Genomic DNA, 12,809 nt, shown 5'->3' with positions numbered 1-12,809 from the left:
TAACGTATCAACTGTGTCCCATTCGTCTAGAGGCCTAGGACACCGCCCTTTCACGGCGGTAACAGGGGTTCGAATCCCCTATGGGATACCATATTTTTCAAATGTTGGTGTCTATTAACTAAAATTTGGGGCTATAGCTCAGCTGGGAGAGCGCTTCGCTGGCAGTGAAGAGGTCCACGGTTCGATCCCGTGTAGCTCCACCAATTAATAATTGGTACTAATGCTTAATATCATTTTTGCATTAAAAACAAAAAACCACCTCATGGTGGTTTTTTTGTATTTGCGATTTCTTGTCTATTCTATCGAGATATGGATATCATTGATTATCTGGTTTACCAAGAATACATAATCAACCTTACTCAATCTTCAGTAATTTATTCTTCAGCTACTCCCCCACTTATTAGATCTCGATAACATCATAAGAAAATGTGTGACATTCCACCCATTGCTTTATTGAATGTGTGTGACTATCCACACACAAAATGATTTCTATTTTTCCTATGTAAATTTAAATTAATAAATATCATGTAGTTACAAATAATTAACATTCTGGCCCAATGCTTGCTATGTTTTAACTATCCTCATAAGCGTTTATGGCGTACTTGTTCTGGAGCAAGTCACCAGCTGAGGAAAAATAAAACACTAAAAAAAAAGGAAGTTAATTATATGAAAAAATCAACAAGTGCCTTTACTCGACCTCTAAAATCAATGGCTAAGCTAGCAACGATTGCCTCAATCCTTGCTGCGAGCTTTAATGTCTTTGCTGAACCGATAGAAATTAAATTTTCGCATGTGGTTGCAGAGAACACGCCAAAAGGACAGATGGCGCTGAAATTTAAAGAGTTAGTTGAACAGCGCCTACCAGGTGAATACATTGTTAACGTATTCCCAAACTCACAGTTATTTGGGGATAACAATGAGCTGGCGGCATTACTGTTAAACGATGTGCAATTTGTTGCACCATCATTGTCTAAATTTGAGCGTTTTACCAAAAAACTACAGATTTTCGATTTACCTTTCTTATTTGAAGATATGGCAGCGGTTGATCGTTTTCAGCAATCAGAATCAGGCCAGAAATTACTCAACTCAATGAACCGTAAAGGCGTTGTTGGTCTGGGATATCTTCACAACGGTATGAAGCAGTTTTCAGCAAACGATCCATTAGCATTACCAGAAGATGCTAAAGGCAAAAAGTTTCGTATCATGGCCTCTGACGTGATTGCAGCTCAGTTTGATGCTGTTGGTGCCATTCCAGTAAAAAAACCATTCTCTGAAGTGTTTACTTTATTACAAACCCGCGCAATTGATGGTCAAGAAAATACTTGGTCAAATACCTACTCAATGAAATTCTATGAGGTGCAAAGTCAAATCACTGAGAGTAATCACGGTGTTTTAGATTATATGGTGGTGACATCAAATACCTTCTGGAAAGGCTTACCAGCAGAAAAACGTGCCATCTTTAAGTCATCTCTGGATGAAGCGATTGCCCTTGGCAACAAAATTGCCTCAGAAAAAGATAATGAAGATAGACAAGCGATTATTGACTCTAAGCGTTCTGAACTCGTCACGTTAACCCCTGCTGCACGCCAACAGTGGATTAATGTTATGAAACCAGTTTGGGCTAAGTTTGAAGATCAAATTGGCAAAGACATGATTGATGCTGCTGTCGCGGCTAACACTAAATAGTCTAAATACTTGATGTGGTACTGAATGCATTCAGCGTTAGTACCACCCTTTTTTATTTAAGGAGTATGACCGTGATTTCAAGACTATTTGGTTATTTTGAAGAAGGCTTTCTTAATCTTTTGATTACATTAATGACATTGCTCGTTTTTGGCGAAGTTATTGCTCGTTTCTTTTTCGATACCGGTTTCTTATGGATCCAAGAACTCACCCTAACCTTATGTGGCTGGTTTGTACTATTTGGCATGTCTTATGGTGTCAAAGTGGGTGCACATATTGGCGTTGATGCCTTTGTGTCTAAATTGTCAGGCAAACCTCAGAAAGCGGTAGCGATCTTTGCATGTCTATGTTGCATTATTTACTGTGCGATGTTTTTAAAAGGGGCTTGGGACTACCTTAGTCAAATGTACCAAATTGGTATCCCGATGGAAGATATCGACTTTCCAGTATGGTTAATTCAACAGCTAGATCCCGATTTTGCTTGGGAAACATTGCGCATCGATGTAGACGATGGTGCCGTGCCGATTTGGTTATCTCAAAGTATTCTCATTATCGGATTTTCAATGCTCACCTGGCGCTTTATAGAATTGTTTATCGCTATTCTAAAAAACCAAGCAGTCGGCTTTCAATTGGCCGATGAAGCTAAAGACAGTATGCATTTAATTGATGAAGCAGCGCTATCCACATCATCCGAACAACAACGAGAAAATGATAAGGACGCGAAATAATGACTATAGCCACACTCTTTATCGCTTTGTTTATATGTATGATGATTGGTATGCCGATTGCTATTGCTTTAGGCTTTTCAAGCATGTTGACGATTTTGTTGTTTTCAAACGACTCACTCGCCTCAATTGTGCTTAAACTATATGAATCAACATCAGAACATTACACTTTATTAGCTATTCCATTCTTTATTTTATCGTCAGCATTTTTGTCTACTGGTGGCGTCGCTAGGCGTATTATCGACTTCGCTATGGACAGTGTCGGTCATATCCGCGGTGGTCTTGCTATGGCCTCCGTTATGGCTTGTATGTTGTTCGCCGCCGTATCAGGATCGTCACCTGCCACTGTTGCTGCAATTGGTTCAATTGTAATTGTTGGCATGGTACGAGCTGGATATCCTGAAAAATTTGCTGCTGGAGTGATTACCACCTCAGGAACTTTAGGTATTTTAATCCCACCTTCAATTGTGATGCTGGTTTATGCCGCTGCAACTGAAGTATCTGCTGCTAGAATGTTTATGGCAGGTCTGATACCAGGATTAATGATGGGCTGTATTTTAATGCTGGCCATCTACATTGTGGCAAGAATAAAAAAGCTACCTTCACGCCCTTTTCCTGGCGTAAAAGCGCTAACGATATCAAGTGCTAAAGCTCTTGGCGGTTTAGCACTTATTATTATTGTACTCGGATCAATTTATGGTGGTATCGCCAGCCCAACAGAAGCTGCAGCAGTAGCCTGTGTATACGCTTACTTTATTGCGGTATTTGGTTATCGAGATATTGGACCACTTAAAAATGTGGCTTGGCGTAATCAACAAGAGTCTTTAATCGGAGCCTCATTTCGCAATATCGGCTACATGTTACTTGCTGTGATAAAAACACCTACCGACAAAGAAATTCGTCATGTGGTTCGTGACGGCGCAAAAGTCAGTATTATGCTGCTATTTATTATTGCTAATGCCATGCTATTTGCGCACGTGTTAACCACCGAACGCATTCCGCACATTATTGCAGAAGCCATTGTCGGATTGGGTTTGCCTGCCTGGGGATTTTTGATCATTGTTAACTTACTGCTGTTAGCCGCAGGTAACTTTATGGAGCCCTCTGCCATTTTGCTCATTATGGCGCCCATTCTGTTCCCTATCGCAACGCAACTGGGTATAGACCCTATCCACTTAGGGATCATTATGGTGGTTAACATGGAGATAGGAATGCTCACCCCCCCCGTCGGACTCAACCTCTTTGTCACTGCGGGAATAACGGGTAAAAGTATGGGATGGGTCATTCAGTCATGCTTACCTTGGTTGGTATTATTACTCGGTTTCTTGATGTTAATTACCTATATTCCACAAATTTCACTATTTTTACCGGAATATATAGACAAATTAAACGGCTACTAGCTTGATAATTCGCGTATTATAAACGAGCCTTGATTAAGGCTCGTTTTTTTATTCATGACTCAAAATAACCACAACTAATTGGTAATATTCATGCTTTCATTTTTTACCATCAAGAAACGTAATATTTTAGTAAGCATCATGCTCATCATAGGATTATTACTCACTCTTAAAATGACTTATTGGTATGTACTTGAACAAGGCACGAAAAATATTGCAGAGCAATCTGAGAAGCAAATCAATGAACTGGTTATTTTTATCGATAACGCACTGTCACACTACGAGAATATTCCAGCCGTACTGGCACAAAACCCTATATTAGAACAGGGGTTACTCGATCAACAAAACTCTCAAACTATTGAAAAGCTGAACGCTTACTTATCTGAATTACAGCAAGTCACCGAATCATCTGATATTTACCTGACCGATGCGCTCGGAGTCGCTATTGCCGCCAGCAATTGGGCTCAGCCGAATTCTTTTATTAATCATGACTATTCATTTAGACCCTACTTTATCGAAGCGATATCAGGTAAATCAGGACGTTATTATGCCGTCGGTACTTCATCAAATAAGCGCGGCTTCTATTTTGCTAACCCGGTTTATCACAATGGTCTAGTCTTGGGTGTAGTCGTTGTTAAAGTTGATATTGGGTTAATTGAACAACAAAGTAGTGGCATTGCCATCGCAAGCCAATATGAATTTATGATCAGCGATCCAGACAATATCGTGTTTCTATCAAGTATCAATAGCTGGCGATTTAATTCATTATCACCGCTGACACAGGCCAAACGTTTTGCACTCAACTCTTCAAAACGTTACGCCAATAGACCCATTGGTGAGCTTAGTGTCAATCCTAGTTTTAAGATTGGTAACTCCCATGCTGCTCAGGTTTACCAAATATCATCCTTTGAAGGGCAAAAAAAATACCTTGAACGTCATCAATTTATGCCTAATGCCAATTGGAACGTTCATGTCCTTGCACCAATGAAGCCCTTATATGAGTCTTTGCCACAGATATTGCTATTGGCTGCCACGCTATATTTATTACTGGCATTATTTATTCTTTATAACATTGAACGTCGTAAAAATTTACGCCGAATGCGTCAAGCACAAAATCAACTTGAACAAAGGGTAAAAGAGCGCACCTTAGAGCTTGAGCAAGCCAACACCCAATTAAAAGACACTCAAGACGAACTGATTCAAGCTGCAAAGCTGACCGTCATAGGCAGCCTGTCAGCCAGTATTAATCACGAACTAAATCAACCTCTGGCGGCACTAAGAAGTTACGCACAAAATACCCAAACTTTCATCGGTCGAAATATGCTTGACGATGCCGGTAATAACATCAAAATCATGATCGAACTAACCGATAGATTGGCTGATATTATTGGCCAATTTAAAAGCTTTACCCGTAAGTCTCAGGGTAAAGACAATGCCACTGATATAACAAAATCGATAGAGCAAGCATTAACAATTGTTCAACCTGAAATAGACAAGCAAGGTATTAAACTGTCGTTGCAACTCCTACAGGGTAAGTGTCAAATCTGGGGTGACAGCGTGCGATTACAGCAAGTATTGGTTAATCTTATCAGTAATGCCATTGTCGCAATGCAACAATCTACCGAACGAAAATTACGTATCGAAGTCTATTGCGATAATAAGGTAAACATCAGTATCCAAGACAGTGGTCCGGGTGTGAGAGAAAGCCAAATGAGCAAAATTTTTGAACCTTACTATACCACCAGCGAACGTCAGGGATTAGGATTAGGCTTGTCCATCTCGCAACGGATTATCGAATCTATGCAAGGTTCTATTACAGTCGAAAACGCCCTTCAAGGTGGCGCTATTTTCCATATTATTTTGCCTCTTTATTTACGTGAGGAAGTTTAAACGTGACTCAAATACAAGACATCAACGATTATCAAGTCATTATTGTTGATGATGAACCTCATATTGGTATCGTGTTGCAACAATTATTCAAACTCGAAAATATTCGTGCCTTAGCCACCACAGACCCACAGTCTATTTCCAGTCACATTACCGCTAACTGGCCAGGTATTGTGATCTCTGATGTCAATATGCCATTACTTGATGGATTGAGTTTATTACAACAACTGAAACAACAAGACAGTGATCTTCCTGTTGTACTGTTAACTGGCTTTGGTGACATAGCAATGGCTGTCGACGCATTGAAAAAAGGGGCTTACGACTTTATCGAAAAACCTTTTAATAACGAACACATACTCGATGTCACCAAACGTGCTCTAGATAAGCGATCGTTAACTTTAGAAAACCGCAAGCTTAAGCGCGAACTTGAATCTCACATTGCTCCTGGCCCGCGTATTTTAGGAAACAGCCCTAGCGTAATGAAAATGCGCCACCTTATAGACCAAGTATTAGATACTCCCGCCGATATTATGATTGAAGGTGAAACCGGTGCGGGTAAAGAGTTAGTCGCCCGATATTTACATGACCATAGCTACCGTAACAAAGCCAATTTTGTCGCAATTAATTGTGGTGCTATTCCTGAAAATCTCATAGAAAGCGAACTCTTTGGTGCTGAATCAGGCGCTTTTACCGGCATAGACAAACGCCGTATCGGCAAATTCGAATATGCCAATGGCGGTACACTACTTTTAGATGAAATAGAAAGTACTCCAATGGCGTTGCAGGTGAAATTATTACGCGTGTTGGAAGAGCGCAAAGTTGAAAGACTAGGCTCAAACACACCAATAGACTTAGATATCAGAGTCATTGCTGCAACAAAATTAAACTTGCAGCAGCTGTGTGAAGAAGGCAAATTTAGACAAGATTTATTGTATCGTCTTAACTTGGTCACTATTGTTATTCCGCCGCTAAGAGATAGAAGAGAAGATATTCCACTGCTGTTTTTACACTTTGCTAGAATTGCATCGGCTCGATACCATAAAGCACTTATTGCCTTAAATACGTCACAAACCATGGTGCTTACCGCACATGATTGGCCGGGTAATGTGCGTGAATTACGTAACTTAGCTGAACGCTATGTTCTACTGGGCGCTGAGGCCGCTTTTGCTGGTAATCTAGAAAGCAATACAACCATACATACCAGTATGTCGTTGCAGCAGCGAGTAGAGTTTTTTGAGCGTATGTTGATTGAAGAAGCCTTAAGTCATAATAAAGGCAGCATAAAATTAACCATGGAACAGCTCGAGCTCCCCCGTAAAACCTTATACGACAAAATGCGCAAATTTGACTTAGACCGTAAACAGTTTATCGAGAATTAACCTGTTAATCGGCGATAGATACATCAGCAGCATGCTGTTGATGTATTCCTAAACGCCAAATAGCGACTAGTAACAATGCCAAAAGCGTCATAGAACCCACTACCACCCCATTCCATTCTGCTTTATGCCAAAACAACATTAAGTAAGGTCCGCCTAAGGAGGCCCCAAGGTAATAACAGCATAAATAAAGTGACGTAGCCTTAGCTCGATGACTGGTTGCACGAATGGCAACAAACGAATTACAGCAGCTATGAGTTAGAAAAAATCCACAAGCACTGATCAAAAAGCCAATCACAATGGCAGCCAGTGTATCGACTAAGGTCAATGAAGTACCGGCAACCATTAAGCATAATGCCACTCTAAATAATGGCATAGAACCGTATCGCATAATCCACTTAGCTGACAAATAAGACGCAAAAGTGCCGCTTGAGTAACATAAAAATATCAAGGTTGCATTAAAACGACTCAACCCATAAGGCTCAGCCATAATATGTAACTGAATAAAGCTAAACTGATTAACCATCATCATAAAGGCTAAGCCACCAACCATATAGGCCAAACGCATTTGCGGATCAGATAAGTGAAACATAAAACCATCGATGTCTTGTTTTACCTTACGCAGTAAAGACACTTTCTGCTTAATCACTTTAGGTTTTATCTCTTTGCGTGGTAATAAGTATGTCACCAATGCAACCCCTATTAGCGTTACCACAAAAACCAACCCCATAGACGATTGCCATGACAAGTTTTGTGCCATTAAACCGCCAAAAATTCGCCCTGCAATGCCGCCCATACTGTTAGCCATTATGTATACAGCAGCGGCTTTGAGCATAAAAGAAGGTGCCAATTGCTCTTTAAAATATGCCATCGAAATTGCGGGCACCGCCGCTAACAAAATCCCCTGTAGCAAGCGCACCATAAGTAAATCATCAAACGTTTGGGCAAAAACTAACAAAATATTCGATGCTGCTAATAGCCATAAACTGAGCACTATCGGGGCTAATCGCCCTATTCTGTCAGACAACACGGCATAAAAAAGCAATGAAAATGCTAGGGTAAAGCTGGTAACAGAGAGCACCAAAGTCGCTTGTGCACCCGACACGCCAAAATTCTCAGCAATTGACGGCAGCATGCCTTGCACTGTGTACAAATTAATATAAACCACAATAGAAGCGATACACAAAGCCCAAATTAAGCGCGTTTGCGCATCCGAACGATGATTCAAGATCAGCTCTGGCATAAACAACCTAAACAACACATTAAAGTAGCAAAAGATTACTACCCGCCACGTTAATCAATCAATGGCGGGGATAACAGTTTGTGAGCGAGATTACGAAGTGGCTATTTAACGCGTTTCATTAACACTTGAGTGGTAAATTGACCGTTATTGATCACACGAAACTTATCATAAGTTTGAAAAATTGCATTGCCTTGATAGGTGATCATTGCCACCACACCATAATCGACTCCACTGTTAATGAGGTTGGCAGGCAAAGTAAATTTAAATGGAACAGGCGCTCTGGCAATATCAAAGTTTTTTTGAGAAATAATCGCACCTGGAGTATTAAAATCAATCAAGGCAATATTGATCTTACACCCCTGTGGCAAAGCAATCTTTTCGGCATATCCGGCATAACCGTTCACGATTACCGGTTTTTCAGGCTCAACTGTCACACAACCATTGAGCATCATGGCAATCAAAACCACTAGCGCGAATTGAATCCCTTTGTTAAATAAAATCATCTTTAGCATCCTACTTGGTCATTCTGAGTAAACCTTCTTGTGTGGCAGAAGCCACAAGACGTCCTTGCTGATCGAAAAACTGTCCTTTAACAAACCCACGTCCACCGCCAGCATTAGGACTATCAATACAATAAAGTAGCCATTCGCTCATATTAAATGGACGATGAAACCACATAGCATGATCAATAGTGGCCATGCGCATACCTGGTGTTAAAAAAGACACCCCGTGTGGCTGAGTCGCTGTGGCTAGAAAGTTGAAATCCGATGCGTAAGCCAGTAAATATTCTTGAATACTATGATCCGAAGGTATTTGTCCATTGGCACGTAACCATACATAGCGTTTAGGCTCTGTCGCATTTGGTGTAATGGGATGTAGAGGATTAACTAAGCGCATTTCAATCGGAGAATCAGCCATAAACTTTTCGAGCATTTGCGCAGGTACTTTATCACGCATTGTCATTGCAAGTTCTTGCTGATTTAATAAACCTTCAGGTCCTGGGACATCCGGCATCACATCTTGATGCTCAAAGCCTTGTTCAACACTTTGGAATGAACAGGTCATGTAAAAAATCGGTCGCCCTTTCTGAATAGCCTTTACTCTGCGCGCACTAAAACTTCCACCATCACGCATATTTTCAACATCATAAATTATCGGTAACTTTTCATCACCGGCACGTAAGAAATATGAATGTAATGAATGTACATGACGGTCTTCGCTCACCGTTTGTTTTGCAGCACTTAACGCTTGTCCCATCACTTGGCCACCAAACACATGCCCAAAGCCTAAATCTTGGCTCTGACCACGAAACAAACCTAGCTCAATCTTCTCAAGTGACAATAATGACAGTAAATCGTTTAATACCTGACTCATAACACCTTCTCTATAACATGGATTAACGTTAAGGTTACCTCAGTTAAGCTGATTTTTTCTAGCTTATTCGATGATTATAGTGAATTTCAGTTATCTAATGACAAATCGTAAAATAGTGATGCAACGCAAATATTCATATCTGCAGTCTAAATGAATATTTGATATGCTATTAGACATGACTAATCAACACTGCGTCTCACAATATTATGCAACCTAGCTCAATGCAATCATGGTTTATGGCTATCCGACCTCGTACGCTACCAGCGGCAATTGGTCCATTATTAATTGGCAACATGCTGGCCATTGGGCTCGAACAATTTAGCTTACTTATTGCCTTCACATCAATGTTATGTGCGATATTATTACAAATTTCAGTTAATCTCGCGAACGACTACTTTGACTTTAAAAATGGTATAGACACAGAAGAACGTATCGGTCCTATTAGAGTCACCCAAAGTGGTATCCTAGCCCCCTCATCAGTACGAAATGCCATGATTAGCTGCCTGATCACATCATTATTAGTCGGTTCGTTATTGATAGTGCACGGTGGCTGGCCTATTGCGATTCTCGCTGTCGCCTCTATTTTAGGCGCGTTATGTTATAGCGGAGGCCCCTACCCACTGGCATCACATGGATTAGGTGAAATAGCTGCATTTGTATTTTTCGGTTTGGTAGCCGTTGTTGGCAGTTACTATTTACAAGCAGGAACCACCACCATGACCGCGTGGTTACTCGGTTGCGCCATTGGCTTTTTCAATGCGGCTATCATGCTGGTCAATAATACTAGAGATATTTCAACTGATACTAAAGCCGGTAAAAACACGCTTGCAGTGAGGATTGGTGAAGCGCAAGCTAAAGTGCTATATCAAAGCTTTGTCTACTTACCCTTTGGTATCATTATTGCCGGATTTTTACTCGGAGCCTTCGAAGGTTTACCCGTATTATTATCGGGAGCATCGTTAATTATTGCGCGTAATCTCAGCCGCGAATTTCACAACAATACCGGTGAAGCATTAAACCCAATACTTGGGCAAACAGCAAAATTAACGATGATTTTCAGTGTACTGTTCAGTGTTGGCCTGTATTTTTCGCTTAGTTAACTCTGTTCTTTCACTCACTGCGATAAATCTATTTATTAAAAATAAAAAGGCGCCTCATTGTAAATGAGGCGCCTTTTTAAGCTTAAGAACCATTATACTTTTGATAAAGTACGCTCTTTAGCGCTCCAATCTAAATGATATTTCTCACCTGCTGGCTTATCCGTACGCTCGAAAGTATGCGAACCAAAAAAGTCACGCTGACCTTGTAACAAGTTAGCAGGTAGCATTTCACAGCGATAACTGTCGTAATAGGCAATAGCCGAACTAATACAGGGAGCAGGAATACCTTGCATAACTGATGCAGCAACTGTTTTACGCCAGTTAAGGTGTTTTTGCGACAATGTTTGGCTAAAGATATCAGCCATCAATAAGTTTGCAAGATTTGCATCTTCTTGATAAGCCTGAGTAATTGATTGCAAGAAAGTCGCACGAATAATGCAACCTGCACGCCAAATTTTTGCGATTTCAGCAAAATCTAAACTCCAGCTTTGCTCTTTTGCTGCCATCGCCATCAGTTGAAAGCCTTGAGCATAACAGCACACTTTAGCGCAATATAAAGCATCTTCAAGATTAGCAATAAATTCAGCTTTGTCAGCTTCACTAAAGCTGATTGGTGCAGGGCCAGCAAGCTTAGAGCTTAACTGCATGCGCAAGTTTTTCTGGGTGCTCACAGCACGCGCATAAACAGCTTCAGCAATTGTAGGCGCCGGGCAACCAATTTGTAAGCTGCTCACTGCCGTCCATAAACCAGTACCTTTTTGGCCCGCTTTGTCCAAAATCATTTCAACTAAAGGTTTGCCCGTTAACGGATCGGCTTGTTGCAAGACTTCAGCACTAATGCCCATAAGGTAGCTGTTAAGAATACCTTTATTCCAACCATTGAATATGGTACTGATTTCATTGGCAGATAGGCCTAAACCGTCACTGAGTAATTGATATGCTTCGCAAATAAGCTGCATATCTGCATATTCAATACCGTTATGAACCATTTTAACGTAATGACCAGAACCCGCAGGACCAATATAGGTCGTACACGGCTCACCTTCAGTGACCGGATTACCAGGCTCAAAACGCTCAATCGGTAAACCTGTTGCTGGATCAACTTTAGCCGCAATAGCTTTCCAAATAGGCTCAACATAATGCCAAGCTTTTTCGTCACCACTTGGCATTAACGATGGTCCAAAACGTGCACCCACTTCACCACCAGAAACCGCCGAGCTAAAGAAAATAAACTGGCCTTTATAGTGAGCTTCACGATCAACGGTATCGGTCCACAAGCTATTGCCTGTATCAATAACAATGTCGTTAGCTTCAATACCTGCTTCAATTAACGATTTACACACACCATCAACTGGTGCGCCTGCAGGCACAGATAACACGATCACTCGAGGTTCAACTAATTTGGCCAGCATTTCTGTAAGATTGTTACATGGGGACATGCGGGGGGCGGTATTTGCTTTGCGCTCACTTTGTTCTTGAGCCACAGCAGCATTGACTTTTGGAGTATCTAAATCGAAAACAGCGACATGGTAGCCATTGTCAGCAATGTTTAATGCGAGATTCTTGCCCATCACACCGAGGCCGATAACGCCGACGTGAGATTGTTGGGTGTGGTTATTCATAGTGTATGTTTCCACAGGTCACAGAGATTAATCGCGTAGTGCGAATCCATTTGGGTGGCAATTATAACGATTCTTGTAACTAAATTACAGTCACAAAATGGCTGTCGTCTGTACTAATAAAGCAGGATACTACATATTAATAAAATTTAAAGTAGCTATTCATTATTAAAGACAATAACTTAATAAAAAACATGCCTCTCAATCTAGTACTAATCCATCAACAAAAATTTATTAAATATCAACATTTTTAAGCTTATAAAGATGGCAATCGACCTATTCTGTCTCACCTTAAAAGTATAAACCTGTTTCAAGACAGGATATTGACAAAATAACAGGTTGAAACTTCGCAGTTTCAACCTGTTAAACCTTATGTTATGTCATACATAAAGCGATAATTTAGTG

Annotated in this window: 10 protein-coding genes and 2 tRNA genes; 8 read left to right on the top strand and 4 right to left on the bottom strand. The window is 40.7% G+C overall.

Annotated elements, in window-relative coordinates; all coding sequences use genetic code 11:
* Positions 1 to 15 precede the first annotated feature (15 nt).
* The 7 genes from GW828_RS18895 (at position 16) to GW828_RS18865 (ending at position 7,071) form a co-directional block, all read left to right on the top strand.
* A tRNA-Glu gene (locus GW828_RS18895) sits at positions 16 to 91 on the top strand.
* Positions 92 to 127: 36 nt separating this feature from the next.
* Positions 128 to 203, top strand: a tRNA-Ala gene (locus GW828_RS18890).
* Between the two features lie 463 nt (positions 204 to 666).
* Positions 667 to 1,686: a TRAP transporter substrate-binding protein gene (locus GW828_RS18885; RefSeq protein ID WP_124018011.1), complete on the top strand. Its 1,020-nt coding sequence runs from the start codon at positions 667 to 669 to the stop codon at positions 1,684 to 1,686.
* Positions 1,687 to 1,751: 65 nt separating this feature from the next.
* On the top strand, positions 1,752 to 2,411 hold the full coding sequence (locus GW828_RS18880; protein WP_165870169.1) for a TRAP transporter small permease: 660 nt from the start codon (positions 1,752 to 1,754) through the stop codon (positions 2,409 to 2,411).
* The gene (locus GW828_RS18875; RefSeq protein ID WP_124018009.1) at positions 2,411 to 3,808 is read left to right on the top strand and encodes a TRAP transporter large permease; all 1,398 of its coding nucleotides are present in this window, start codon (positions 2,411 to 2,413) and stop codon (positions 3,806 to 3,808) included. Before GW828_RS18880 ends, GW828_RS18875 begins: the two co-directional genes overlap by 1 nt.
* Positions 3,809 to 3,898: 90 nt before the next feature.
* Entirely contained in the window at positions 3,899 to 5,695 is a 1,797-nt protein-coding gene (locus tag GW828_RS18870) for a sensor histidine kinase (RefSeq protein WP_273059891.1), read from the top strand.
* 2 nt (positions 5,696 to 5,697) lie between these two features.
* Complete coding sequence (locus GW828_RS18865) at positions 5,698 to 7,071, top strand: sigma-54-dependent transcriptional regulator (RefSeq protein WP_273059890.1); 1,374 nt, start codon at positions 5,698 to 5,700, stop codon at positions 7,069 to 7,071.
* Between the two features lie 4 nt (positions 7,072 to 7,075).
* Here GW828_RS18865 and GW828_RS18860 read toward each other — a convergent pair whose 3' ends face one another.
* The 3 genes from GW828_RS18860 to tesB form a co-directional block, all read right to left on the bottom strand.
* On the bottom strand, positions 7,076 to 8,311 hold the full coding sequence (locus GW828_RS18860) for an MFS transporter (protein WP_273059889.1): 1,236 nt from the start codon (positions 8,309 to 8,311) through the stop codon (positions 7,076 to 7,078).
* 101 nt (positions 8,312 to 8,412) lie between these two features.
* Positions 8,413 to 8,814, bottom strand: coding sequence for a YbaY family lipoprotein (locus tag GW828_RS18855; RefSeq protein WP_124018005.1), 402 nt, complete (start codon positions 8,812 to 8,814; stop codon positions 8,413 to 8,415).
* A 10-nt stretch (positions 8,815 to 8,824) separates the two neighbouring features.
* A complete protein-coding gene (tesB, locus tag GW828_RS18850; RefSeq protein WP_124018004.1) occupies positions 8,825 to 9,685 on the bottom strand; it encodes an acyl-CoA thioesterase II in 861 nt (286 codons plus the stop codon).
* Between the two features lie 206 nt (positions 9,686 to 9,891).
* Here tesB and GW828_RS18845 point away from each other — a divergent pair, with 206 nt between their 5' ends.
* Positions 9,892 to 10,785 (top strand): 1,4-dihydroxy-2-naphthoate polyprenyltransferase, encoded by an 894-nt coding sequence (locus GW828_RS18845; RefSeq protein WP_273059888.1) that lies wholly within the window; start codon positions 9,892 to 9,894, stop codon positions 10,783 to 10,785.
* Between the two features lie 92 nt (positions 10,786 to 10,877).
* On the opposite strand, the gene gndA is transcribed toward GW828_RS18845, so the two are convergent.
* The gene (gene gndA, locus GW828_RS18840) at positions 10,878 to 12,407 is read right to left on the bottom strand and encodes an NADP-dependent phosphogluconate dehydrogenase (RefSeq protein ID WP_124018002.1); all 1,530 of its coding nucleotides are present in this window, start codon (positions 12,405 to 12,407) and stop codon (positions 10,878 to 10,880) included.
* Positions 12,408 to 12,809: the final 402 nt, after the last annotated feature.

This window comes from Shewanella vesiculosa (assembly GCF_009994065.1).
Taxonomy (GTDB): Bacteria; Pseudomonadota; Gammaproteobacteria; order Enterobacterales; family Shewanellaceae; genus Shewanella; species Shewanella vesiculosa.
This window is presented reverse-complemented; position numbering and strand designations above follow the sequence as displayed.